General features: G+C 38.0%; 24 protein-coding genes. 3 read left to right on the top strand and 21 right to left on the bottom strand.

Features of this window, described 5'->3' with window-relative positions; all coding sequences use genetic code 11:
* Window positions 1–11: 11 nt before the first annotated feature.
* Window positions 12–920, top strand: coding sequence for a formate dehydrogenase accessory protein FdhE (fdhE, locus tag ACPT9C_RS04740; RefSeq protein ID WP_061671332.1), 909 nt, complete (start codon window positions 12–14; stop codon window positions 918–920).
* 38 nt (window positions 921–958) lie between these two features.
* On the opposite strand, the gene rimI is transcribed toward fdhE, so the two are convergent.
* Both rimI and holD read right to left on the bottom strand, forming a co-directional pair.
* On the bottom strand, window positions 959–1,399 hold the full coding sequence (gene rimI / locus ACPT9C_RS04735; protein WP_050949326.1) for a ribosomal protein S18-alanine N-acetyltransferase: 441 nt from the start codon (window positions 1,397–1,399) through the stop codon (window positions 959–961).
* A gap of 2 nt (window positions 1,400–1,401) precedes the next feature.
* Window positions 1,402–1,806: a DNA polymerase III subunit psi gene (holD, locus tag ACPT9C_RS04730; protein ID WP_005671672.1), complete on the bottom strand. Its 405-nt coding sequence runs from the start codon at window positions 1,804–1,806 to the stop codon at window positions 1,402–1,404.
* A 105-nt stretch (window positions 1,807–1,911) separates the two neighbouring features.
* Here holD and rsmC point away from each other — a divergent pair, with 105 nt between their 5' ends.
* Complete coding sequence (gene rsmC / locus ACPT9C_RS04725) at window positions 1,912–2,904, top strand: 16S rRNA (guanine(1207)-N(2))-methyltransferase RsmC (protein ID WP_050847204.1); 993 nt, start codon at window positions 1,912–1,914, stop codon at window positions 2,902–2,904.
* A 63-nt stretch (window positions 2,905–2,967) separates the two neighbouring features.
* Here the strand turns inward: rsmC and era are convergent, their stop codons facing one another.
* The 5 genes from era to grcA form a co-directional block, all read right to left on the bottom strand.
* Complete coding sequence (era, locus tag ACPT9C_RS04720; RefSeq protein WP_021035500.1) at window positions 2,968–3,876, bottom strand: GTPase Era; 909 nt, start codon at window positions 3,874–3,876, stop codon at window positions 2,968–2,970.
* The gene (gene rnc, locus ACPT9C_RS04715) at window positions 3,873–4,556 is read right to left on the bottom strand and encodes a ribonuclease III (RefSeq protein WP_032824232.1); all 684 of its coding nucleotides are present in this window, start codon (window positions 4,554–4,556) and stop codon (window positions 3,873–3,875) included. Before rnc ends, era begins: the two co-directional genes overlap by 4 nt.
* A gap of 1 nt (window position 4,557) precedes the next feature.
* The gene (gene lepB / locus ACPT9C_RS04710; protein ID WP_050949325.1) at window positions 4,558–5,607 is read right to left on the bottom strand and encodes a signal peptidase I; all 1,050 of its coding nucleotides are present in this window, start codon (window positions 5,605–5,607) and stop codon (window positions 4,558–4,560) included.
* A gap of 8 nt (window positions 5,608–5,615) precedes the next feature.
* Window positions 5,616–7,412, bottom strand: a complete 1,797-nt coding sequence (lepA, locus tag ACPT9C_RS04705) for a translation elongation factor 4 (RefSeq protein WP_050847202.1) — start codon at window positions 7,410–7,412, stop codon at window positions 5,616–5,618.
* A 169-nt stretch (window positions 7,413–7,581) separates the two neighbouring features.
* Entirely contained in the window at window positions 7,582–7,965 is a 384-nt protein-coding gene (gene grcA / locus ACPT9C_RS04700) for an autonomous glycyl radical cofactor GrcA (RefSeq protein WP_005628746.1), read from the bottom strand.
* A 254-nt stretch (window positions 7,966–8,219) separates the two neighbouring features.
* Between grcA and ung the strand changes: the two genes are divergently transcribed.
* Entirely contained in the window at window positions 8,220–8,879 is a 660-nt protein-coding gene (ung, locus tag ACPT9C_RS04695; protein ID WP_118879893.1) for a uracil-DNA glycosylase, read from the top strand.
* 69 nt (window positions 8,880–8,948) lie between these two features.
* Here ung and miaB read toward each other — a convergent pair whose 3' ends face one another.
* The 14 genes from miaB to mrdA form a co-directional block, all read right to left on the bottom strand.
* Window positions 8,949–10,373 (bottom strand): tRNA (N6-isopentenyl adenosine(37)-C2)-methylthiotransferase MiaB, encoded by a 1,425-nt coding sequence (miaB, locus tag ACPT9C_RS04690; protein WP_005687460.1) that lies wholly within the window; start codon window positions 10,371–10,373, stop codon window positions 8,949–8,951.
* A gap of 382 nt (window positions 10,374–10,755) precedes the next feature.
* Window positions 10,756–12,195 carry an anion permease gene (locus ACPT9C_RS04685; protein WP_042593654.1) on the bottom strand — a complete coding sequence of 480 codons (1,440 nt, stop codon included), beginning with the start codon at window positions 12,193–12,195 and terminating at the stop codon, window positions 10,756–10,758.
* A gap of 1 nt (window position 12,196) precedes the next feature.
* Window positions 12,197–13,594 carry a triphosphoribosyl-dephospho-CoA synthase CitG gene (citG, locus tag ACPT9C_RS04680; RefSeq protein ID WP_076773460.1) on the bottom strand — a complete coding sequence of 466 codons (1,398 nt, stop codon included), beginning with the start codon at window positions 13,592–13,594 and terminating at the stop codon, window positions 12,197–12,199.
* A 180-nt stretch (window positions 13,595–13,774) separates the two neighbouring features.
* Window positions 13,775–15,277, bottom strand: a complete 1,503-nt coding sequence (citF, locus tag ACPT9C_RS04675; protein WP_105887323.1) for a citrate lyase subunit alpha — start codon at window positions 15,275–15,277, stop codon at window positions 13,775–13,777.
* A 14-nt stretch (window positions 15,278–15,291) separates the two neighbouring features.
* The gene (gene citE / locus ACPT9C_RS04670; RefSeq protein ID WP_050949320.1) at window positions 15,292–16,167 is read right to left on the bottom strand and encodes a citrate (pro-3S)-lyase subunit beta; all 876 of its coding nucleotides are present in this window, start codon (window positions 16,165–16,167) and stop codon (window positions 15,292–15,294) included.
* Complete coding sequence (gene citD, locus ACPT9C_RS04665; RefSeq protein WP_005639587.1) at window positions 16,164–16,451, bottom strand: citrate lyase acyl carrier protein; 288 nt, start codon at window positions 16,449–16,451, stop codon at window positions 16,164–16,166. The genes citE and citD overlap by 4 nt, the downstream gene beginning before the upstream one ends.
* Window positions 16,452–16,488: 37 nt before the next feature.
* Window positions 16,489–17,496: a [citrate (pro-3S)-lyase] ligase gene (citC, locus tag ACPT9C_RS04660; protein ID WP_050949319.1), complete on the bottom strand. Its 1,008-nt coding sequence runs from the start codon at window positions 17,494–17,496 to the stop codon at window positions 16,489–16,491.
* 376 nt (window positions 17,497–17,872) lie between these two features.
* Entirely contained in the window at window positions 17,873–18,835 is a 963-nt protein-coding gene (gene lipA / locus ACPT9C_RS04655) for a lipoyl synthase (RefSeq protein WP_012054772.1), read from the bottom strand.
* Window positions 18,836–18,888: 53 nt separating this feature from the next.
* Window positions 18,889–19,527 (bottom strand): lipoyl(octanoyl) transferase LipB, encoded by a 639-nt coding sequence (gene lipB, locus ACPT9C_RS04650; RefSeq protein WP_050949318.1) that lies wholly within the window; start codon window positions 19,525–19,527, stop codon window positions 18,889–18,891.
* 1 nt (window position 19,528) lies between these two features.
* Entirely contained in the window at window positions 19,529–19,807 is a 279-nt protein-coding gene (ybeD, locus tag ACPT9C_RS04645; protein WP_006995721.1) for a DUF493 family protein YbeD, read from the bottom strand.
* A gap of 96 nt (window positions 19,808–19,903) precedes the next feature.
* The gene (locus tag ACPT9C_RS04640) at window positions 19,904–21,085 is read right to left on the bottom strand and encodes a D-alanyl-D-alanine carboxypeptidase family protein (protein WP_050949317.1); all 1,182 of its coding nucleotides are present in this window, start codon (window positions 21,083–21,085) and stop codon (window positions 19,904–19,906) included.
* Window positions 21,086–21,100: 15 nt separating this feature from the next.
* Window positions 21,101–21,964, bottom strand: a complete 864-nt coding sequence (locus ACPT9C_RS04635) for a septal ring lytic transglycosylase RlpA family protein (RefSeq protein WP_050949316.1) — start codon at window positions 21,962–21,964, stop codon at window positions 21,101–21,103.
* Window positions 21,965–22,015: 51 nt separating this feature from the next.
* Window positions 22,016–23,131, bottom strand: coding sequence for a rod shape-determining protein RodA (rodA, locus tag ACPT9C_RS04630; protein WP_050949315.1), 1,116 nt, complete (start codon window positions 23,129–23,131; stop codon window positions 22,016–22,018).
* Window positions 23,121–25,076 carry a penicillin-binding protein 2 gene (gene mrdA, locus ACPT9C_RS04625; RefSeq protein ID WP_046067519.1) on the bottom strand — a complete coding sequence of 652 codons (1,956 nt, stop codon included), beginning with the start codon at window positions 25,074–25,076 and terminating at the stop codon, window positions 23,121–23,123. Before mrdA ends, rodA begins: the two co-directional genes overlap by 11 nt.
* Window positions 25,077–25,084 lie beyond the last annotated feature (8 nt).

Genomic DNA, 25,084 nt, shown 5'->3' with positions numbered 1-25,084 from the left:
AGTGAGAGAATATGAGTATCAAAATCTTATCTGAATCAGAAATTAAACAAGTAGCAAATTCATATCAAGCCCCAGCGGTTTTATTTGCCAATCCTAAAAATCTTTACCAACGCAGAGCGAAACGTTTAAGAGACTTAGCACAAAATCATCCTCTATCTGATTATTTATTATTTGCTGCAGATATAGTTGAAAGCCAACTTTCCACGTTAGAAAAAAATCCTTTACCGCCACAACAGCTTGAACAGTTAAATGCTATCGAGCCACTAAATGCCAAAACCTTTAAGCGAGACAGTATCTGGCGTGAATACTTAACTGAAATTCTTGATGAAATAAAGCCCAAAGCTAACGAGCAAATTTCTGCAACAATCGAATTTCTTGAAAAAGCCTCCTCTGCCGAATTAGAAGAAATGGCAAATAAGCTATTAGCACAAGAATTTAATTTAGTCAGCAGTGATAAAGCCGTCTTTATTTGGGCTGCACTTTCCCTTTATTGGTTACAGCTCGCCCAGCAAATTCCCCATAATAGCCAAGTTGAGAACGCCGAAAATTTACATCACTGCCCTGTTTGTGGTTCTTTACCTGTGGCAAGTATGGTACAAATTGGTACATCACAAGGTTTACGCTACTTACATTGTAATTTATGTGAAAGTGAATGGAATTTAGTACGTGCACAATGCACCAACTGTAATAACCACGACAAACTCGAAATGTGGTCATTAGATGAAGAACTTGCACTTGTTCGTGCTGAAACCTGTGGTAGCTGTGAAAGTTACTTAAAAATGATGTTCCAGGAAAAAGATCCTTACGTAGAACCTGTAGCCGATGATTTGGCCTCCATTTTCTTAGATATTGAAATGGAAGAAAAGGGTTTCGCACGCAGCGGATTAAATCCATTTGTTTTTCCTGCAGAAGCAGCATAAAAATATAGCCTAGAAATATCTAGGCTAATTATTTAAATCTATAGATAACACGCCATTACTACGGCATTTTCTCGTCCACCACTGGGTTTCGGATAATAATTTTTCCGAATATCGACTTCATTAAAACCAATTTTTTCATACAAGAAACGAGCGGGGTTAGACTCTCTGACTTCTAGCCATAAAGTCTGTACACCTCTTTCCTTTAATTGAAAGATTAATTCGTCTAACAATAATTTGCCAAATCCACAACCTTGATAATTAGGCAAAATCGCAATATTAAACAAATTCGCTTCATCTAATACGGTTTGGCAAATCGCAAAACCGATAATCTGATTATTCTCAATTAATTTTAAATTGAGATAACGATCCCCTTGATTATTTTTTAACGTCCCCAGCGACCAAGGCACCAGATGTGCTTGCTGTTCGATTTCATACAATCGCTCGAAATCACAGGCTTCAATTTGAGAAATAATAGACATAATTAAGGCTGCTGAATTTGTTGCCACAACACTCGTTTGGCTTGGTGATTAAATTGAAATTGCTGCCAACTTGGCGAGCGATAAACCTGCTCTGCCTGCACACAAAATGCTAAAGTGCGGTCAATTTGGTCGCTATTTTCTGATAGTAACCAATAACGAATAGGTTGCTTACATTCCATATGCTGGATTTGATCGTAATTCAAACATAAGCAATTTTCTTTTTTAAGCTCAAGGCTTAACAGCACATCAGCCAACAAAGGCGAGCTACTGATATTCTCATCGGAAACAGTGATAAAGCGAATATTCTCTGCCACACTGATTCCTACGGAACCTTGCAGCACCTCGGGGCGATATAATTCCCACTGGGAAATGCCCATTTCTTGTAAAAGAAGATCGCGTCTGTTCATAAGTGAATTTTTAAAAACGTTGCTTGAAAAATAGTGTTAATTTCTTTCATTAATCTTTGCTAAAATGACGCATAATTTTAACTAATAACCCACAGGATTCAAAGCGTGATTTCTCTAGAAAGCCAAGTTTTAGAACGCCATCTTTCATTTTTTGACGGTAAATCGGTATTATTTGCTGGAGGAATTTCTGATAATTTTCCTCAAACATTAGCCTCAAAATGCCAATCAATCCAAATTTGGAGCTGCTATTTTGACTATGCAAGAACGCAAAGTGCGGTCAATTTTTCCGTTGAATTTCAAGATCAAGCCGATTTAATCGTTTATTATTGGACTAAAAACAAACAAGAAGTCAATTTCCAACTGCTTCAACTATTGTCTCAAGCTCCTATTGGTCAAGAAATATTAATTATTGGCGAAAATCGTTGTGGCGTACGTTCAGTAGAAAAAACATTAGCACCCTATGGGGAAATAGCAAAAATTGACTCTGCTCGCCGTTGTGGTTTATATCATTTTTCACTACAAAATAAACCGAACTTTGAGCTTAAAAATTTCTGGAAAACCTATCAACATTCAACACTTGAAGACTTAACTATCTATAGTTTACCTGGGGTATTTAGTGCGGCGGAATTAGACACAGGCACGGAACTGTTACTTTCAACCATTGATAATAAAATAAAAGGAAAAGTGCTTGATCTTGGCTGTGGCGCGGGAGTAATTGGCTCTATGATAAAAAAACGCTCGCCTAACACACAAATTACAATGACAGATATTCACGCTATGGCGTTAGAATCAGCGCGTAAAACACTTTCGGAAAATCAATTACAAGGGAAGATTCACGCCAGTGATGTCTTTTCTGATATAGAAGGAAAATTTGATTTGATTATTTCGAATCCACCATTCCATGATGGCATTGATACCGCTTATCGAGCCGTAAAAGAACTTATCACTCAAGCGAAATGGCATCTTAATCAAGGTGGAGAATTACGTATTGTCGCCAATTCATTTTTGCCTTATCCCGAGCTACTTAAACAACATTTCAATGATTATCAAGTTCTTGCTCAAACAGGAAAATTTAAAGTGTATTCAGTGAAAAATTAGAAACAAAAAAATCCCCATCACAATAATGGGGATTTTTATTATGCGTATAAATTTTACCGCACTTTATTCATCCATATATCCTAAACTACGTAGCGCACGTTCATCATCTGCCCAACCTGATTTCACTTTTACCCAAAGTTCAAGATGGACTTTGTTATCAAATAAACGTTCCATATCAGCACGTGCTTCCATACCAATAGTTTTAATTTTTTGACCGCCCGCACCAATTACCATTTTTTTCTGCCCCTCACGCTCAACCAGAATTAATCCATTTATTTCATAAGTACCACGTTCATTCACTTTGAATTGTTCGATTTCAACAGTAACAGAGTAAGGCAATTCTTCTCCCGTAAAACGCATTAATTTTTCACGGATTATTTCCGATGCCATAAAACGTTGCGAACGATCTGTAACATAATCTTCTGGGAAATGATGCACACCTTCGCGTAAAGATTGGCGTACAATTTTCTCTAATTCATGAACATTATTACCACGCTGTGCAGAAATTGGCACAATGTGAGCAAAATTAAATTTACTGCTAAGATCTGTAATAAACGGCAATAAATCATCTTTATTTTTGATGTTATCTACTTTGTTGATAGCAAGCACAACGGGGGATTTTGCATTGCGTAATTTGTTTAGCACCATCTCATCATCTGCATTCCAATGTGTGCCATCTACGACAAAAATAATTAAATCAACATCGCCGATAGCACTACTTGCAGCTCGGTTCATTAAGCGGTTAATTGCGCGTTTTTCCTCAATGTGAAGCCCTGGGGTGTCCACATAGATTTCTTGGTATGCCCCTTCAGTTTTAATCCCAACAATGCGGTGACGGGTGGTTTGTGCTTTACGTGATGTAATTGAAATTTTTTGTCCTAAAATTTTGTTTAAGAGTGTTGATTTACCCACATTTGGGCGACCTACGATAGCAATAAAGCCGCAATAGGTTTTGTCGAATTGTTCGGTCATTTGATGTCCAGTTCTTTTAAAATTTGTTCTGCTGCCGCTTGTTCGGCTTTACGACGGCTAGATCCTTTTGCCACAAAAGTGCGGTCAATTTTCTCCGCACTTTTCACTTTACATTCAACAGTGAAAATTTGGCAATGGGCTTCCCCTTGAATATTTACCACTTCATAAGTTGGCAATGGCAGATGTTTGCCTTGTAAATATTCTTGTAAACGCGTTTTCGCATCTTTTTGATTATCGCCTGGTTTAATTTCTGCCAATAATTGTTGATACCAATTTCGAATCACTTGGGTCGTCACAGCCAATCCTTGATCCAAAGACATTGCACCAATAATCGCTTCTACACAATCGGCAAGAATAGATTCACGGCGAAAACCACCGCTCTTTAGCTCGCCAGAACCAAGCAACATATAATCGCCTAATTCAAATTGGCGCGCTAAAATCGCTAAAGTGGGTTCTCGCACCAAAGTAGCTCGCATACGGCTTAGTTCGCCTTCATTACAACGTGGAAACTGATGATAAAGTGCTTCAGCGATAGTGAAATTAAGAATGGAATCGCCTAGAAATTCTAGGCGTTCATTATGTTGAGTTGCCGCACTTCGATGCGTAAGTGCCAGCTTTAAGAGCGCAATATCATTAAAACGATAACCGATTTTACGCTCAAGTCGATCTAAATGATTCATCTTATTTTATTGCTGTAAAGAAACGATCAAAACGGAAACCTGTTGGCCATTCATTCGCTTCTTTTTCTAAGCTCATCCAAATATAAGTGGCTTTCCCCACAATATTTTTTTCAGGCACAAAGCCCCAGAAACGGCTATCATCACTGTGATCGCGATGATCCCCCATCACAAAATACTGCCCTTCTGGCACAAGCCATTCTGCAGTTTGCATCCCCTCTTGTGGGAAAAATTCAGAGCCTGAATAACGACGATATTCACTAATTAACACATTGTGTGTTACATCGCCTTTTTCAGTCAATTCTAATTCATTAGGAAAAGCTGGATTTGTTGGATTTTGTGTATATTCAAACGCCTTGGTTTCGCAATCAATTTCACAAGGTTTACCTTCTTTACCATATACAATTTTTAATGTTTTTTGTTCCACATCAAAAATTATGCGGTCTCCGCCCTTTCCAACAATACGTTTAATATAATCAACACCAGACATATTATCTTTTGAACTTAACGCAAGATTTTCTGCAAAAGCCGCTCGCGTTGCCCCAAGACCTGTACGAATTAACGCTTGTTGTGGTGCTTTAAACACAATTACATCGCCACGTTGTGGTTTTTCGCCTGCAATAATGGTGTTTTGGAAAATCGGATCTTTCACACCATAAGCATATTTATTCACAATTAAAAAATCGCCAACACGTAAGGTGGATTCCATTGAGCCAGAGGGAATTTGAAACGGTTCAAACAAAAAAGAACGAACCAAAAATACCACTGCAAGCACAGGAAAAAGTGAAGATAAAAATTCTGAAGCCTCAGAAATCGGTTCAATTTTGGCTTTTTCTTCCTGACTTAAAGTTTTGCCAGAACGTTGTTCTGCACGAGCCACTTGACGATGACGTTTTGGCAGCACCACAAAACGATGATAACACCATAATACGCCAGAAAGTGCGGTCAAAATTAGTAACAAAATACTAAAAGTATTTGGCAGCTGAAAATAATCTAATACTTTCCACACACCAAAACCCACAGCTAATAAAATCACAAAAAATAAATTTGACATAATTTTCCTTATTTATCTTTTCCTACGTGTAAAATTGCTAAAAACGCCTCTTGTGGCACTTCTACATTACCCAAAGATTTCATACGTTTTTTACCCTCTTTCTGTTTCTGCAAGAGTTTTTTCTTACGGCTCACGTCACCACCATAACATTTTGCCAATACGTTTTTACGTAATTGTTTTACGGTTGAACGCGCAATAATGTGGTTTCCAATAGCTGCTTGAATGGCAATATCAAATTGCTGACGAGGAATTAACTCACGCATTTTTTCAACCAATTCACGACCACGATATTGTGAATTATCTTTATGAACGATTAAAGCCAACGCATCCACTCGTTCGCTGTTAATCATAATATCCACGCGAACCATATCTGCCGCTTGGAAACGTTTGAAACCGTAATCTAACGAAGCATAACCACGCGATGTTGATTTTAAACGGTCAAAAAAGTCTAGAACAACTTCACCCATTGGAATTTCATAAGTCAGTGCAATCTGATTACCGTGATATACCATATTGGTTTGCACGCCACGTTTTTCAACGCAAAGGGTAATAACATTACCTAAATATTCTTGCGGCACCAGCATATTACATTCTGCGATTGGCTCGCGAATTTCAGCAATATTATTAAGTGGAGGCAATTTTGCAGGACTATCCACATAAACAACCTCGCCATTCGTTAATTGCACTTCGTAAATTACCGTTGGCGCAGTCGTGATAAGATCTAAATCATACTCACGCTCTAGACGCTCTTGAATGATTTCCATGTGTAAAAGGCCAAGGAAACCACAACGGAAACCAAAGCCAAGTGCGGTCGAAGTTTCTGGTTCATAGAAAAGTGATGCATCGTTTAAACTTAATTTGCCAAGTGCATCACGAAATGCTTCATAATCATCAGAACTTACAGGGAAAAGCCCAGCATAAACCTGTGGTTTTACTTTTTTAAAACCTGGCAACACTTCAGTTGCAGAATTATGTTGATGGGTTAAGGTATCCCCAACTGGCGCGCCTAAAATATCTTTAATCGCACAAACAACCCAACCCACTTCGCCACATTCTAAAACAGTCGTATCTTCTTGTTTTGGCGTAAAAATCCCTAAACGATCTACGTTGTAAGTTTGCCCTGTGGACATCACTTTAATTTTATCGCCTTTACGTAATACCCCGTTTTTAATACGCACTAAAGATACCACGCCCAAATAGTTATCGAACCAAGAATCAATAATCAATGCTTGTAATGGTGCATTAGGATCGCCTTCTGGTGCGGGAATTTTTGCCACGATTTCTTCTAATACATCTTCGATACCCACACCCGTTTTAGCTGAGCATTGAACCGCTTCCATCGCATCAATTCCCACGATATCTTCAATTTCTTCCGCTACACGTTCAGGATCTGCGGCAGGCAAGTCGATTTTATTCAAAATCGGCACTACTTCTAAATCCATTTCGATTGCGGTATAACAGTTTGCCAGAGTTTGGGCTTCAACTCCTTGTCCTGCATCCACAACTAACAACGCCCCTTCACAAGCAGCAAGAGAGCGAGACACTTCATAAGAAAAGTCCACGTGTCCTGGTGTATCGATGAAGTTTAATTGATAAGTTTCGCCATCTTTGGCTTTATAATTTAAAGTCACACTTTGTGCTTTGATGGTAATTCCACGTTCACGCTCAAGATCCATTGAATCTAGCACTTGCGCTTCCATTTCACGATCCGAAAGGCCACCACAAGTTTGAATCAAACGGTCAGAAAGCGTTGATTTACCGTGGTCAATATGGGCAATAATAGAAAAGTTGCGAATATTCTTCATAAAAGATAGTTTTTCTCAAAAAATCAATAAATTTAACTGGCGGATTCTACCTGAAAAGCGCGGAAATCGCTAGAGATGAAAAGGAAAAGTGCGGTCAAATTTTTTAACCTTTTAGATAAAACAAAACCCCGAATAACTTCGGGGTTTCTTTTTTTCATTCAAACTGAAATTATAGGCTTTCAGTGAAAGTACGAGTGATAACGTCGCGTTGTTGTTCTGGCGTTAAAGAGTTGAAACGTACTGCGTAACCAGAAACACGGATAGTTAATTGTGGATATTTATCTGGGTTATTTACCGCATCTTCTAAAGTTTCACGACGTAATACGTTCACGTTTAAATGTTGGCCACCTTCAACTTTTACAGTTGGTGCTACGTTTACTGGTAATTCACGGTATTCGATTTGACCTAATTCGCTCACTGCAACAACTTGGTCTTCAGCAAATTCGCCTTTTGCACACAAGCAACGAGCTTCATTTTTTTCGCTGTCTAATAACCAGAATGAATTAAGCAAATTGTCATTTGCCGCTTGAGTAATTTGAATACCTTTAATCATAATAGCCTCCTAATTGGCACGAAAATAATAAAACTGTACAAATTTTATCAAATCATTTTAATATTTCAAATTATTTTAGATTTATTTGATAAAGAGCAGGTTATTTTTTTAATTAATTTTTATAAATTTGATCTAAATTAAAATTTATTAATTTTTAAATAAAATTTATATCAATAATTTAACATTAATTTAACTTTTTATTGAATGAATGTTTTTGTTTATAATGAATAAAAACTTATTAATAGGATAGAATAATGAAAAACTGGACAGACGTTATCGGAAAAGAAAAAGAACAACCTTACTTTCAACACGCACTACAACAGGTTCATCTTGCAAGAGCAAGCGGAAAAACAATTTATCCACCACAAGAAGAGGTATTTAACGCATTCAAATATACTGCTTTTGAAGATGTAAAAGTAGTAATTTTAGGTCAAGATCCTTATCACGGAGCAAATCAAGCGCACGGCTTGGCTTTTTCTGTAAAACCTGAAGTAGCAATTCCCCCTTCCCTATTAAATATGTATAAAGAACTCACACAAGATATTTCGGGATTCCAAATGCCATCACATGGTTATTTAATCAAATGGGCAGAACAAGGGGTATTGCTACTTAACACAGTGCTTACCGTGGAACGAGGTATGGCACATTCACACGCCAATTTAGGTTGGGAAAGGTTTACAGATAAAGTTATTGCGGTGCTTAATGAACATCGTGAAAAACTGGTATTTTTACTTTGGGGCAGTCACGCACAAAAAAAAGGACAAATTATTGACCGCACTCGTCACCTTGTTTTAACGGCTCCGCACCCTTCCCCACTTTCAGCCCATCGAGGTTTCTTTGGCTGTCATCATTTTTCCAAAACAAATTCATATTTGAAAAGCAATGGAATGAAACCAATTGATTGGCAAATCTAAACCATATATCTCTAAAAAATAACCGCACTTTAATCTCTCAAAGTGCAGTTGAATATTTCAGCATTTTAATTAGCCGTGATAACGCCCTACGCCTAATTCATCTTCTTTACGCGTGCGATTCATCACTTCTTGTGGCGATTGTGCAATACGTAATCCCATTTCATCTTCAGTACGCACCACTTCGCCACGTAACGAATTAGTATAAACATCAGTAATTTTTACATCCACAAACTTACCGATCATTTCTGGAGAACCTTGGAAATTAACAATACGATTTGTTTCAGTGCGTCCTGTTAATTCCATAATATCCTTCTTCGATGGCCCTTCAACTAACACGCGCTGCTCTGTGCCAAGCATACGACGACTAAATTGTGCGGCTTGTTGATTAATACGCTCTTGTAGCACATAAAGACGCTGTTTCTTTTCATCTTCCGTCACATCATCTGGCATATCTGCAGCAGGCGTACCTGGTCGGGCAGAATACACAAAACTGAAGCTCATATCAAAGTTTACTTGTGCAATCAAATTCATAGTTTGCTCAAAATCTTCCGCAGTTTCCCCTGGGAAACCAACAATAAAGTCAGAGCTGATTTGAATATCTGGACGCACTGCACGAAGTTTACGAATAATAGATTTATATTCTAATGCGGTATGACCACGTTTCATCATCGTTAATACACGGTCAGATCCTGCTTGCACTGGAAGATGCAAGAAACTCACTAATTCAGGCGTGTCACGATACACATCAATGATATCATTTGTAAATTCTATTGGATGACTGGTTGTGAAACGTAAACGATCAATACCATCAATTGATGCAACAAGACGAAGCAGTTCCGCAAAGCTACAAATTTGACCATCGTGCGTTGGCCCACGATAAGCATTCACGTTTTGACCAAGTAGATTAACCTCACGCACGCCTTGTTCCGCAAGTTGCGCAATTTCAAATAACACATCATCTACAGGACGACTAACTTCTTCCCCACGAGTATAAGGCACAACACAGAAAGTACAGTATTTATTACAACCTTCCATAATGGAAACAAATGCAGTTGGGCCTTCTGCGCGAGGTTCAGGTAAGCGGTCAAATTTCTCAATTTCAGGGAAACTCACATCAACCACAGAACTTTTACCGCCACGAATTTGATTAATCATTTCAGGCAAGCGATGCAAAGTTTGTGGGCCAAAAATAATATCCACATAAGGCGCACGATGGCGAATATGTTCCCCTTCTTGAGAAGCCACACAGCCGCCCACGCCAATTACTAAATTTGGATTATTTTTCTTTAATTCTTTCCAACGTCCAAGTTGATGAAACACTTTTTCTTGTGCTTTTTCACGAATAGAACAGGTATTCAATAATAATACGTCTGCTTCTTCAGGTGCTTCCGTGAGTTCTAATCCGTGAGTGCTTAATAAAAGATCTGCCATTTTAGATGAATCATATTCATTCATCTGACAGCCCCAAGTTTTAATATGTAATTTTTGAGTCATTTTCTACAATATCGTCAGGTGTTATAAATAATTAGTCGAATAAAGCGGTCGGCTATTTTACAGACTTACGATAATTCTGGCTAGTGAATATTCGGTGAAAGACACTAAACAGGATATTTTGATAAGCTAGAAAGGCTTGTAAATCATTAAAAAATAAGATATTCATAAATATACTCAAGATATAATGCAGTATGAGGTAAATATTAGTTCATAAAATTAAAGGAAATACTAGCTTATCGCGATTACAACGATGTGTATATTCAAGGTAAACCAAAAGGATTAAATAGAGCTCACTTTTTAGGAAAGCGCAAGCATATATTTATAATCAACTACTTTGTCTACTACACCGTCAAAATAGCAGTTAAATTAAAAAAAGATCAGCCTATAACCAGCCTAAACTCATTAATAATTTCCACCATGCCATACCGATAGTTAGATGGATAATTAAACTACCAAAAGCAATGATCGCGCCAGTAATCCACCAAGATTTTATATCATTATAACCTGCACCGAATGCAATTGGACCTGGTCCGCCTCCGTAGTGAGTTACTGAACCACCATAAGAATTAGCAAAGACTAAGCCTAGAGCAAGCAATTCAGTAGGAGCACCTGTTACATGTCCGACCGTTGCAAATACGGGTACCATTGCAGCTACATATGCACCGCCTGATGCAAATAAATAACGTACAGAGACACTTAAGGTAAGAATCACTATTAACGCCATCATACCATGTCCCTCAAACTGAAGTATGGTACTTAGGGTTTTTGCTAACCATTTGAAGAAGCCAGCTTTTTCAAGCAAGCCAGACATACCGATGATACCACCATACCATACTAGGGTATTCCATGCACCTTTGCTTTTTAGGATATCGTCCCAGGTGACGATACTTAATACAATACAAAGCACCATTACAATGATTGCAACAATGGTAGCATTGATATGAAGTGAATTAGAGAAAATCCAGCCGAATAATGCAATTACGAATAACACGCTGAGTGCTTTTTCACGAAAAGACATTGGACCTAATTCTTCTAAGCCTTTTTTCGCAATGGCTTTATTATCCACTTTTTTCAATTCTGGTGGAGATACCCAATAACAAATTAATGGAATTAAGAATAAGCAGAGTAAGCCGGGTACGGATGCAGCTAAGAACCATTTGATCCAAGTGGTTTCAAAACCAAGAATTGGTGCCATTAATGAAAGAGCTAAGGCATTAGGCGCCATTGCGGTTAAGAAAATATAAGAGGTAGTTTTAACCACCATATATACGTTCATCATCAAATAACGCCCTGCTTTTTTCGGGCTTTTTTCTGGATCTGAACCAAGAGCAACCACTACGCTATTAATGATTGGAAAGATAATCCCACCTGAACGTGCGGTGTTAGAGGGCGTTGCTGGCGAGAGTAAAAGATCTAAGAACATGGTAACATAGCCTAAGCGTAGGGTTGTGCTACCCATTGCGCCGATCATATGATAGGCGATACGTTTACCTAGACCTGTGATTACAAATGCTGAACTCAAAGTGAATGCGGTAAAAATAAGCCATGTTGTGCCAGATTTATAACCATCCAACATATTGCCGACTTTAACCAATTCTTTAGCCCCTTCAGTATTACCGATGATAACACCAGAAACCGCAATTGCAGCCAATAAGATAACGGGCTCGCCATAAGGTTTAAGCACAAGCCCAACGATAGTGGCGATATAAACACCAAGTAATCGCCAAGCAATCAAAGAAAGCCCATCAGGAGCAGGTAGTAAGAAAGTGATCAATGGGATAGCCATTAAAATCACCAGTTTTGTATTTTTGGATAATGCCATATTAATTACCTCTAAATGATAAAAAGAAAATTGTTAGTGCTAATAAATCAGCACTACCGCCCGAACTTAAATTACGTTCAATGCAGGCGGTATCAAATTTCATTAATGCTTGTGTCAGTGCTACTTTATCTGTCACAAGATGTTGATCTGTAAGCAGATCCCGTGCTGTTTGCTGTATGAAATGCAATCCTGCTAAACCACCTCGATGAACCACGTTAGTGTCGGAGTTAATTGCCATTAAATTCAACAACAAAATCAGTAAACGATGTTCCCATTCTAACTGATGGTACTCATCAAATTGTGGCAACAACGTTTGAATGAGATTAAAACCATTTTCTGCTTCGCCACGGACACCTGTTAAGCCATATTTTTGGAATAAACGCACTCCAGCCGTACTAGGCAAGTGTTCAGGATAATTTTTGAGTTCATCCGTTAAACCTTGAGTAAATTGTGCAACAAGTGAGCAGATTAATTTAACATCAAAATCTACCGCACTTTGAGCCAAACTTTTTTGTGCCAATAATCGTCCAATTGCCGTACACACTAAACCAAAAGAAAAAATAGCACCTTTGTGGGTGTTTACGCCATCAGTAACTTTAAACATTGCTTTTTCCGCCAATAAACCTAAAGGACGAATTTCAGCGAGAATTTGATTTTCAGACAAATGTGCGGTCATCATGCCTTTGAGAACAAACTGCGTAAAAAAAGGTTTTAAACTAATCGCACTTTGCTCAAAAGTATGCAGGTTCATATCTTTGTGCGAACCGTTATTGATGGCATCCACTAAACCAGGTTTTGGCGATAAGCGAGCCTCTTGTATTAATGCCAGATAAACTTGTTCACCAATATGTTCTGCGAAATCATGATTTTGTGCAAGAGATTGAATTTTATCTACAATCTCATCAATCTCGTGCTTGTGGGTTCTCGCACAGATTTTTGCATTTTCTCCGCACACTAAACAAGTTCTTGGAGAAAGATCAAAATCTGTACGACTCAGTAGATTGCCTTTAGCATTAAACACATCTAAATCCCACAAACGAGCAAGAGGAATGCTTTCTTCCAATTCAATCATCAGCACTTTTAGCGTACGAGCATCTATCGGTAATACAAAATAGGCTTCATGCCCCGTTTCTAACGGACGGATTATTTCTTTTACTGCTGTAATGTTTAACTGAGTAAAAAGTGCGGTCAGATTTTCTAGAGCTTTTCTAAAAACATAATCCAACAAAGCATTTTTTTTTACTCCACCCACAGCAGTTAAAGTGATGCAAAGTAAGGTTTGTCCATATTGTGTTATAAGCTGTTGTTGTAAAATTGCACGTTCCTCTCGAGCATTAAGTAATGCTTCAAGTGAAATTTCTGAACCCTCTGTAGAGAATGTCGTAAAAAAATGCTGCAAAATTTGACCGCTCTTTTGTATAAAAATAAATTTTCTTAACGCTTTCCATTTATAGGGTGTTGGCGAAAGCTGAAAGAGCTAATTGAGTCCCTTTCAACTCTTTGGGTTCCTTTCCTGATAATCATGGGAAGACAAGAGTTAATTTTGGCTATTGAAAGTAGATCGCTTGTAATGCTGATTCTAGTCTTTAACTTGATACACCGTATCAATCACCGAACCATCACGATAACGAACAACAGCCACAGGTTTATTAGTAAACTCAATTTCTTTTGGTTTACCTGTAATGCTGTAAGCGCGCTCACAAAGCTGTTCAATGGTAAACAAAGGAATATCTGCTTTATTTAAAGCGTCTATCAAATCTGGACGTTTAGGATTTACTGCTACACCATGATCGGTAACGAGAATATCGACGTTTTCACCAGGTGTTACACAGGTAATCACGTTTTCCACCACGGTTGGAATACGACCACGAACTAATGGTGCCACAATGATTGCTATTTGTGCAGAAGCTGCGGTATCGCAATGACCACCAGATGCACCGCGAATCACACCGTCAGAGCCAGTCAATACATTCACGTTAAATTTAGTATCGATTTCTAGAGCAGAAAGAATAACCATATCTAAACGTTCAACCGATGCCCCTTTGGAACTATAGTTCGCATATTGGTTAGCGGAAACTTCAATATGATTTGGGTTGCGAGCAAGTGATTCAGCCGCAACAGAGTCAAAACTTTGAACATCTAATAATTTTTTAATAAGACCAGCCTCATGTAATGCCACCATACTTGCGGTAATACCGCCAAGTGCGAAATCGGCAGTGATATTTTCACGACGCATTTTTTCTTCTAGGAAGCGTGTAACAGCTAATGCTGCCCCCCCAGAACCAGTTTGTAATGAGAAGCCATCTTTAAAATAACCACTGGCAAAAATTACTTCTGCACATTTACGCGCGATGAGTAATTCGCGTGGATTGGTAGTCATTCGGGTTGCGCCACCGCCAATTTTTTTCGGGTCACCGACTGCTTCAACTTGCACGATTAAATCTACTTGATCTTGAGCAATGCTGATTGGGTGGTGCGGGTATTCAGCAAATTCCTCTGTGAGCAACACAACTTTGTCAGCGTATTCAGCATCGACACGCGCATAGCCTAGAGAGCCGCATTTACTTTTTCCAGTAAATCCATTGGAATTACCGAATGTGTCACAGCAAGGTACGCCTAAAAAAGCAACGTCAATTTTTAATTCGCCAGATTTTACTAAGTGAACACGTCCGCCATGAGAATGAATATTTACAGGTTCATTCAATAAACCGCGAGAGATTTGCTCTGCAAGTTCACCGCGTAAACCAGAAGAATAGATTTTGGTGACCACGCCATTTTTGATATGTTCGACAATCGGGAAGTGGCTATCAATTAAAGATGAAGATGCAAGGGTCAGATTTTTGAAACCCATTTCGGCAATTTTATTCATCACCATATTCACCACAAAATCTCCGCCCCGAAAAGCATGATGAAATGAAACAGTCATACCATCTTTTAAGCCAGAGCGTTTAATCGCTTCTTCTAGAGAGGTACAAAGTTTGCGATCTTTCGCTGTACGAGAAAGGGATTCAGATTTAGGCACCGCTTGATAGACTGAGCGATCAGCGTGATATTTTTCAATACGTTGTTCTCTTGTTGTCATCTTTTTATCTCCCTTTACTCTTCACGAATACCTGATTTCGCACGTTCTAATACAAGTTTTGCGCGATCAATAATCGGTGCGTCAATCATTTTACCGTTTAACGAAACAACACCAGCCCCTTGTCGTTCAGCTTCTGCTGCCGCTTCAATAATGCGTTTTGCCTGCTCCACGTCTTTTTGTGTCGGTGCAAATAAGTTGTGTAACAATTCAATTTGGCGTGGGTTGATTAAGGATTTACCGTCAAAACCAAGCTGTTTAATTAACGCAGCCTCTTTTAAGAAGCCTTCTTCATTGTTCGCGTTAGAATATACGGTATCAAAGGCCTGAATGCCAGCCGCACGTGCCGCTTGTAAAATAGAACAACGAGCAAAAAGCAGTTCAATCCCCTCTGGTGAACGCTCGGTTTTTAAGTTACGTACGTAATCCTCAGCACCCAATGCGATACCAATTAAACGTTTAGAAGCGAAAGCTATTTGGTTGGCTTGAGTGATACCTAATGGTGATTCGATGGCTGCTAGCATTTTAGTCGAACCTGCTTCTCGACCGCAAGCTTTCTCAATCTCAGTAATGACGTGATCCATATCCAACACATCTTGCGCGTTTTCAGTTTTTGGCATACGTACCACATCCACACCCGCACGCACTACCGCATTCAAATCCAATAAACCAAATTCAGAATCTAGCGGATTAACACGAACTACGGTCTCAATTTCTTTATAAAGCGGATGTTGAAGTGCGTGAGCGACTAATAAACGAGCAGAATCTTTTTCTTTGAGAGCAACCGCATCTTCTAAGTCAAACATAATGGAATCTGGTTTATAAATAAAGCTATTACTTAACATGGCGGCATTTGAGCCTGGCACAAATAACATACTTCTTCTTAATTTCATAACACAGCCTCCCAGTTAATCATTTCATCAGTTGCACGCATTGCAGCAGCTTTTACTCGAGCTTGTAACACGCAATCTAACGCCCCTTTGTCTTCTACAATGACTTGTGCTGCTGTAATGCCAAGTTTTGCTAATACTTCACGAACTGTCGCTTCAATTTGTTCACCAAATTGTTTTGCTACTGAGCTATTGATTTCAATATCGAGTGAATCAAAAGGTTGAACCCGTACTTGAACATCACTGGATTCCAGTGTCCCTGCAACGGCTACTTTTGTTATTTTCATAGATTTTCCTTCCGTATATTGATGAATAAAAATGTATTTAAAAACGACCGCACTTTTGTAAATAATTTAACGTAGTCATAGGCACAAACTCTGCGAGTTGAGCCCAATTTTTTTCAGCCAAATGCTTTCGTACTGTAGAAGCAGAAATAATCTGGTTGCTTGCTGTTTTTCTAGGTATCTCGATAACATTTATTTTTGCTGCATTCATTTCGGCATCCCTTAACCAATAATGCATTTGGCGATTATATTCGGCAGTGACGGGACAATTTAGCTCAGTACCAACAAAGCGATGTGTTATGCCCAAAGCCTGAGCAATATGTAAACGGAATAACTTCAGATCAACCTCAAAATAACTTTCATCTGTAATTAATTGATCTTTTAGGAAATAATTTGGAAATGTTGCACGAGAAATAATATAGTCAGAGCCAGAATGAAGAGTGATATTGGGTAAATCGAAAATACCTTGTTTAACCATTTCAAATCGTTCAGCGTAAGAAAATTGCGATGCGTCTTCACCAACAATAAATAAATGCAGATGATCACATTGTTGTAATGCTTGCTCAATTAAATAACGATGACCTAAGGTAAATGGATTCGCGTTCATTACAATCGAGCCAATTCGATTACCATCCACACGCATTTTCTCCCATAATGAGCATTGTTTTTGTAAACGCATAGCACTATTTTCTAACAATACTACATAAGGATTGGCATCAGAGATGATATAAAAACCGCAAGATTTGAACAACGTTGCATATTCGGGTTTTGTATAAATAAAAAGGTGTGGGCGTTTTAGCGTGTAAGCTAAATCAACCAATTCAGTAATTAATTGCAGGGCAACACCGCTACCACGCAAAGACTCATCAATCGCAACACATTTTATGATATTGCCTGCTAAACCTCCACAGACAACGATTTGTTCGTTATCATTATAGCCAACAACAAAATACTCGATTTGTTCATCTAATTTAAGCGCATTTTGATGTAAAAATGTCTGAATGAGAGAAAGTTTTTTTTGTTCAGTAGAAATTCGCTCAAATTGCATCGACTCTCCAAAAAAGAAGAAAACATAACATCACTACCAAGTTAGTAGTATAGAGTTATTATAAGCGATGAGCAAATTACGATACAAGATAAGCTCATATTTTCCCCAACTTTATAATCTAATATTATCTTCACACTGCATTATACATTGAATAATTTATAGATATTTTCTTTTTTTCAAAAACTTACATGGTACTCGATCATATAAGTTAAAAATACTATTTTCTTGATATCCTTTTCCTTAAAATTGCGGAAATGATGATAGGCTTAATAGTTGATTAATGAATAGGCAATATTGGCGGTTACTCTGAGTTGTAAAAATAAACCGCACTTTTGTAAGAAGCAAAAAGTGCGGTTTAATTCCGCGTAGTTTTAAATTATTTCACTAATCCGCCACTGGCTTGTAAATCAGCATGATAAGAAGATCGAACAAATGGTCCACAAGCTGCATGTTCAAAGCCCATTTCATTAGCTTTATCACGAAATATATCAAACTCGGTAGGCGGAACATAACGCGCAACGGGCAAATGGTGACGGCTAGGTTGGAGATATTGCCCTAATGTCAGCATCGTTACACCATTATCTCGTAAATCTTGCATTACTTGCAAAATTTCCTCGTTAGTTTCTCCTAATCCCACCATTAAACCAGATTTGGTTGGGATATTTGGGAACATTTCTTTGAATTCACGCAATAATTTAAGTGACCACTCGTAATCCGCACCAGGACGAATTTCTTTATATAAGCGCGGTACATTTTCTAAATTGTGATTAAAGACATCTGGCGGATTATCTTTTAATTTTTCTAAAGCCTGTGTAACGCGACCACGAAAATCTGGCACTAAAATTTCAATCTTGATGTTAGGGTTAAGCTCGCGCACAGCTTTTACACATTCAGAAAAATGACCTGCACCACGATCAGGTAAGTCATCACGATCCACCGATGTGATTACCACATATTTAAGTTTCATATCTTGAATCGTTTCTGCCAATTTTTGTGGTTCTTCAGGATCGGGCGGTAATGGTTTACCGTGAGCCACATCACAGAATGGACAACGGCGCGTACAAATTGCACCTAAAATCATAAAAGTTGCAGTTCCATGATTAAAACATTCGTGTAAATTTGGACAAGATGCTTCCTCACAAACAGAATGTAGCCCGTGACGGCGCATTCCATTTTTAATGCTTTCAATTTTAGCTGAACTTGCTGGAAGTTTAATTTTCATCCATTCTGGTTTTTTTAATAGCTCTTGATTAGGATCGATATTTTTTACGGGAATAATTGAGGTTTTTGCCGCATCGCGATATTTTACACCGCGTTCCATTTTGAAAGGAGTAGACATAGTATTTTCCTAAATAAAAATGCCCAAGTTGGGCATTTACTTTTTATAAAATGTTATAAAGTTGTTACATTATAGCCTAAAAGTTCGGCGAAGTGTTTAATTAATTTTGCTGAAACCTTATCGCAATTAGCCTCATCTTGATTAACAAAATCCGCTAATTGACACATTTCAAGACCAGCATAGCCACATGGGTTAATATAATGAAATGGATTCAGATCCATATTAATATTCAATGCTAGCCCGTGAAAAGAGCAACCACGACGAATACGTAGTCCAAGAGAACAAATCTTTTTTCCATCCACATACACACCTGGTGCATCAGGTTTTGGATAGCTTTCAATACCATATTCAGCTAAGGTTTTTACCACCGTTTGTTCAAGTGCGGTAACTAATTGACGTACATTTAAATTCTCATGACGCTTAATATCAATGAGCACATACATCACTTGCTGACCGGGTGCATGATAGGTTATTTGCCCACCACGATCGGACTGCACTACAGGTATTTCACTACGTTGTAAAAGATGCTCTGGTTTACCTGCTTGCCCTTGGGTAAATACAGGAGGATGCTGCACCAACCAAATTTCGTCTTGCGTTTCCTCGGTTCGACTATCTGTAAAATTCTGCATTTTATGCCAAATTTCTTGATAATCTTGCAATCCTAACTGACGAACGATAAGGGAATTATTCATACTAGATAACCATTTTCACGCCTTCAACTTTAGCCAGTTCTTTATAAAGTGTTTCTACCTGCTCAAAGTTTTCAGCAATAATGTCGATTGATACCGAATTATAAGTGCCTTTACTACTGCGTTTTTCCTTAGGAATATAATCGCCTTTAATATATTTTTGAACCACTTGTATAAGATCTTGTGCTAACCCTTCTCGATTAATCCCAGCAACTTTAAAGGTCATTTTTGCTGGAAATTCCATTAATTCTTTAAGTTTTGCGTAATCGTTTTCCGTTGTCATATTATTTCTCAGTAATAAAAATTATGCGTGGATGGCAAACTACCCACATAGTACGTAATCTCTTAATTAAAAAAGTGCGGTAATTTCTCAGATATTTTATGCAAACAAGCCTTTTACAGTGAGCACCAGCCAATCCCAAGCTTTTCCGAAAATACCGGCTTCGCCAACTTCATCCATTACTTGTAAGTTTACCGCTGCAATATCCTTGCCTTCTAATTGATAAACGACTTTCCCTACAATTTGTCCTTTTGCTAAAGGTGCTTGTAAGTTTTTACCTTCTAACTCATAGCGCACTTTAAGCTCATTTTGTTTACCTTTCGGAATAGTGATAAAGCGGTCTTGTAGCGTTCCCAATTTCACGCTACCTTTATCACCATAATAAACAGGTTGCTCTGAAATGACTTTACCTGCTTCTAAAGTTTTAAAGGTTTCAAAATTAGCAAAACCCCATTGTAAAAGTTTTTTACTTTCTACTTCACGACCTTTATAAGTTGGAACCCCCATTACCACTGAAATCAAACGCATATTGTTTGGTGTCGTCGCAGAAGCAACTAAGTTATATCCTGCTTGACTGGTGTGACCCGTTTTCATCCCATCAACATTGATAGTTTTATCCCACAGTAAGCCATTACGGTTAGGTTGTTTAATCTTGTTAAATGTGAAATCTTTTTCTGAGTAAATTTTATATTCTTCAGGTAAATCACGAATAATATGCGCACCAATAATTGCCATATCACGCGCGGAAGAATATTGATTTGGATCGTCCAAACCATGTGGCGTAGTGAAATTCGTATTTTTCAAACCAAATTTTTGAACATATTTATTCATTGTTTCTACAAAGTTCGGTACATTGCCAGAAATATGTTCGGCTAAAGCCACTGTTGCATCATTTCCAGAAACAACAATCACGCCTCGATTCAAATCTGCTACAGATACTTGTGTATTTAAATCTAAAAACATTTTTGATGAGTCAGGGAAATTACGTCCCCACGCACTCTCGCCAATAGTCACCATATCAGTATTATGGATTTTGCCTTGTTTTAATGCGACACCAACTACATAACTTGTCATCATTTTAGTCAGTGATGCAGGATATTGACGTTGATCTGGATTAAGTGCGGTCAAAATTGCGCCTGAATTATAATCCATCAGTACATACGTTTGAGCCGTAATTTGTGGAGGCATTACAGCAAACTGAATATCTTCAGCAGATACGGAAAAAGTGCTAAATGCCACAAATCCAGATAAAAATGCGATTTTTGTTGTTCTTTTCAACATAAGATCTTCCTACAATTAATTTTTATACGTATAAACAATTAATGGCTTATTATTTGCCATTTTTTGTAATTTAGTTCTCACTTGTGCCATTTTTGTTTTGTCATCAAAAGGCCCAATATGAATTTCATATTTATTTCCCGAGCGATTTACTTCAGCCTGAATATTCGCTAACGCAAGTTGCGTAATTAACTTATTTGCTTGGCTACGAGAGGTTAGTTCAAGCATTTTCAAACGGTAAAATTCAGTTCCTTTTTTTTCATTTGTAGCCTGAAGCGACTTATCGGAAAACGTGTTAGATTTTAATACTAAACGATCGGCAGCTTCCTGAGTTTTTGCTTGTTTAGCCAGTGTTTTTGTGGCTGCACCTGATAAATTTCCATTTTTAGCAACGTGCAACGCCTCAATCCTTACCTGTCCAGTGCCGTGGGAAATTAAGCCAATTTCTTTTGCTGCAGCGTGCGAAAGATCAATTAAACGTTTATCACTGAAAGGTCCACGATCATTAATACGAACGATAACTTTACGATTATTATTCAGATTTGTGACCAAAGCATAAGAATTCATTGGTAATGTTTTATGTGCTGCAGTAAATTGTGTAGCACGATAAATATCACCATTTGCCGTCTTGCGACCATTAAACTTAGAATGGTAGTAACTCGCCACTCCTTCTTTTATATAAAATTTGGCATCATCTCCACTTTTAGTCGTATAGGTTTTCCCTTTCACCGAATAAGTAATTGGTGTTGGCATTTTAGTAGTAATAGACAGATTATCACCTCGAATGCCATACATTTTTTGTGTATTCGCTTGCACTGGAAGATTAATGCCTACCATAAACAGCGAAAGTGCGGTCAAATTTAACCAAGTTTTTAATTTCATAAGTATTGACGCTTTTCATTTAGTCTCTCTTTAAGAAAGAAAAAAATGAAATTAGTTCCTTTTCATAAATTGACTTTTGTGCGTATGAATAGACATCAGTAAACCAAAGCTCGCCATAATAGCAACATAAGATGTACCACCATAGCTAAATAAAGGTAATGGCACACCCACAACAGGCAAAATACCGCTCACCATTCCAATATTAACAAATACATAGACAAAGAAAATTAATGTCGTTGCACCAGCAAGAATACGCCCAAAAGAAGTTTGAGCATTTACAGCAATCATTAAACCACGCACAATAATAAATAAGTAAATCGCTATTAAAATCAAGAAACCAATCATTCCATGCTCTTCACCCATTACCGCAAAAATAAAATCTGTATGAGGTTCGGGCAAAAATTCTAATTGTGATTGAGTCCCCTGCATCCAGCCTTTTCCGTTTAATCCACCAGAACCAATCGCAATTTTTGATTGCAAAATATGATAGCCTGCACCGAGAGGATCTTTTTCTGGATCTAATAATGTAAGTACACGAGTACGTTGATAATCGTGCATTAGATATAACCACATGATCGGAATAAACCCAGCCAGACCAATCACTGCAGCTAAAATAAGCCACCAGCTCATTCCAGCTAAAAATACTACAAATAAACCTGACGCACTTACCAAAATTGATGTGCCTAAATCAGGTTGTATAGCTACAAGTAAAGTCGGAATCATAATCATTGCAATCGCAATAAATGTTTCACTTAATTTAGGTGGAAGTGGTCGATTACCTAAATACACAGCGACCATTAATGGCACCGCAAGCTTTACAATTTCAGAGGGTTGAAAACGAATAAATCCCAGATCAAGCCAACGCTGCGCACCTTTACTTGTCGTGCCAATAGCATCTACTAAGATCAACAACACAAAACCAATTAAATAAAGATAAGGTGCGATGCGTTGGTAAAATCTTGGTGGAAATTGAGCCATTAACAGCATAACAATAAATCCAAGTAAAACCTGAATAATTCGGTTATTAAACATCATTTCACTGGCACCTGATGCACTATATAACACCAGCATACCATAAGCCGTTATTGCAAGAAGTCCGATAAACAGCCAAAAATCAATATGCAAACGTTGCCAAACACGCAACCAAAAAGGGATTTTATCTTCCATTTATTTGTTCGCTCTCTTGTGACAAATCTTTTTTTTGCTGAATAGGTACATTATATTTTTCAACTTGTGGTAAACGCTGATTTAAATAGTAATCCATCACTTTACGCGCTAACGGTGCGGCATTACTTGAACCACCACCTGCATTTTCTAAAATCACTGTCACAACCAATCTAGGGTTTTCATAAGGCGCATATGCGGTAAACCATGCGTGATCATGTAATTCTTTTTTCAATCCCACCGCATTATATTTTTCATTTTCTTTTAAACTAAACACTTGAGCAGTACCAGATTTTCCTGCAACACGATAATTGGCATCTGCAAAGGCTTTTCGCCCAGTTCCATTTGCAGCATTAACAACATTGTACATACCGCGTTTCGCTGCCTCCCAAGCCGTCACTTTAGGTGTACTAATATCAGGATAAATTAACGGATCTTCATAAGGCTCTAGAACTGCCCCCTCAATTGCTTTCATCAAATGCGGTGTATTTACTTTGCCATTATTGACCAATATCGTCGTCGCTTTTGCTACTTGTAGTGGTGTTGCCGTCCAATAACCTTGACCAATCCCAACCGAAATCGTATCGCCTTGTACCCAAGGGCGTTTATAGCGTTTTTGTTTCCATTCTCGAGTTGGCATATTGGCAGCCGTTTCTTCTTGAATTTCAATCCCCGTTGGCATACCAAAACCAAAATCCTTCATCCAATTAGAAAGACGATCAATACCCATATTATAAGCCACTTGATAAAAATAAGTATCAGAGGATTCAGTAATCGCTTTATTCAAATCCGTATCTCCGTGGCCTGTTTTTTTCCAATCACGAAAACGTTTTGTGGAGTTAGGTAATACCCAATATCCCGGATCAAAAATCGTTGTGTTTGGTGTAATCACATTTTCAGTTTGTGCGGCTACTGCAATAAAAGGTTTGACTGTTGAAGCGGGCGGATACGCACCTTGTGTCGCACGACTATAAAGCGGACGAGCAGGATCATTTAATAAACGTTTATAATCTTCGGAGGAAATACCATCAACAAATAAATTATTATCATAACTTGGTGTAGATACCATCGCTAATACACTACTATCTTTCGGATCAAGCACAACTACAGCACCTTTTAGTCCCGATAAAAGTTCAGTAATATAACGCTGTAATGCCAAATCAATAGTTAAATGAATACTTTTTCCCGCCACAGCAGGTCGGCTACGCAAAGTACGGATTACTTTGCCGCGATTATTAATTTCTACTTCTTCAAAACCCGTGGTACCTTGCAGTATATCCTCGTAATAACGTTCAATACCCAATTTTCCAATATCGTTCGTCCCCGCATAATTCGCAAATTTATCCTCTCGTTTCAAACGTTCTACATCTTTATCATTCATTTTACCTACATATCCCAAAATATGCGCCATTGTTTCGCCATATAAATAATGGCGTTTGAAATAAGGACGTACCTCTAAACTCGGGTATTGGTAGCCATTTACCGCAAAGCGTGAAATTTGTTCTTCTGTTAAATTCGGCTTTAATAAAATCGGTGTATAACGCGTTCCGCGGCGACGTTCTTTTTTAAAATGTTCAATATCATTATCCGTCAATCCCACAATGTAGCGTAATTCATCTAAAGTGCGGTCTAAATTTTCAGTTTTTTCCGGCACAATGTATAAACCAAAAAAAGTAAGATTTTCGGCTAATAATTTACCGTAACGATCATAGATTAAGCCACGCGTTGGCGGTAAAGGTAATAATTTAATTCGGTTACCATTAGAACGCGTTCGGTAAGTATCGAAATTAACAATCTGTAGCTGATAAATATTGGTGAATAAAACACCTGTTAGTAGCAAAATCCCCAAAAAAGCCACTAAAGTTCGGCGTGCAAAAAGGTTACGCTCCGCTTTTTTATCGCGGAACGGCTCATGAGTTGGCGTATTGAAAAATTTTTTTAAATTCATCTGGCTAA

Origin of the sequence: Haemophilus sp. HN_Hi16, from assembly GCF_049823435.1 — a bacterium.
In the GTDB taxonomy this organism is placed as follows: domain Bacteria; phylum Pseudomonadota; class Gammaproteobacteria; order Enterobacterales; family Pasteurellaceae; genus Haemophilus; species Haemophilus influenzae_D.
Note: the sequence above shows the minus strand (reverse complement) of the source record. Positions and strands in the feature narration are given on the sequence as shown.

Bases quoted from the DNA above. Each gene is read 5' to 3' on its own strand.
- ACPT9C_RS04685 (WP_042593654.1), bottom strand. From the start codon at position 12,195: ATGGCATTATCCAAAAATACAAAACTGGTGATTTTAATGGCTATCCCA.
- citE (WP_050949320.1), bottom strand. From the start codon at position 16,167: ATGAAATTAAGAAGAAGTATGTTATTTGTGCCAGGCTCAAATGCCGCC.
- fdhE (WP_061671332.1), top strand. From the start codon at position 12: ATGAGTATCAAAATCTTATCTGAATCAGAAATTAAACAAGTAGCAAAT.
- lipB (WP_050949318.1), bottom strand. From the start codon at position 19,527: ATGAATAATTCCCTTATCGTTCGTCAGTTAGGATTGCAAGATTATCAA.
- era (WP_021035500.1), bottom strand. From the start codon at position 3,876: ATGACCGAACAATTCGACAAAACCTATTGCGGCTTTATTGCTATCGTA.
- ybeD (WP_006995721.1), bottom strand. From the start codon at position 19,807: ATGACAACGGAAAACGATTACGCAAAACTTAAAGAATTAATGGAATTT.
- ACPT9C_RS04635 (WP_050949316.1), bottom strand. From the start codon at position 21,964: ATGAAATTAAAAACTTGGTTAAATTTGACCGCACTTTCGCTGTTTATG.
- lepB (WP_050949325.1), bottom strand. From the start codon at position 5,607: ATGTCAAATTTATTTTTTGTGATTTTATTAGCTGTGGGTTTTGGTGTG.
- grcA (WP_005628746.1), bottom strand. From the start codon at position 7,965: ATGATTAAAGGTATTCAAATTACTCAAGCGGCAAATGACAATTTGCTT.
- citD (WP_005639587.1), bottom strand. From the start codon at position 16,451: ATGAAAATAACAAAAGTAGCCGTTGCAGGGACACTGGAATCCAGTGAT.
- rimI (WP_050949326.1), bottom strand. From the start codon at position 1,399: ATGTCTATTATTTCTCAAATTGAAGCCTGTGATTTCGAGCGATTGTAT.
- mrdA (WP_046067519.1), bottom strand. From the start codon at position 25,076: ATGAATTTAAAAAAATTTTTCAATACGCCAACTCATGAGCCGTTCCGC.
- rodA (WP_050949315.1), bottom strand. From the start codon at position 23,131: ATGGAAGATAAAATCCCTTTTTGGTTGCGTGTTTGGCAACGTTTGCAT.
- ACPT9C_RS04640 (WP_050949317.1), bottom strand. From the start codon at position 21,085: ATGTTGAAAAGAACAACAAAAATCGCATTTTTATCTGGATTTGTGGCA.
- holD (WP_005671672.1), bottom strand. From the start codon at position 1,806: ATGAACAGACGCGATCTTCTTTTACAAGAAATGGGCATTTCCCAGTGG.
- citC (WP_050949319.1), bottom strand. From the start codon at position 17,496: ATGCAATTTGAGCGAATTTCTACTGAACAAAAAAAACTTTCTCTCATT.
- miaB (WP_005687460.1), bottom strand. From the start codon at position 10,373: ATGACTCAAAAATTACATATTAAAACTTGGGGCTGTCAGATGAATGAA.
- lepA (WP_050847202.1), bottom strand. From the start codon at position 7,412: ATGAAGAATATTCGCAACTTTTCTATTATTGCCCATATTGACCACGGT.
- ung (WP_118879893.1), top strand. From the start codon at position 8,220: ATGAAAAACTGGACAGACGTTATCGGAAAAGAAAAAGAACAACCTTAC.
- citF (WP_105887323.1), bottom strand. From the start codon at position 15,277: ATGACAACAAGAGAACAACGTATTGAAAAATATCACGCTGATCGCTCA.
- rnc (WP_032824232.1), bottom strand. From the start codon at position 4,556: ATGAATCATTTAGATCGACTTGAGCGTAAAATCGGTTATCGTTTTAAT.
- lipA (WP_012054772.1), bottom strand. From the start codon at position 18,835: ATGTCTACTCCTTTCAAAATGGAACGCGGTGTAAAATATCGCGATGCG.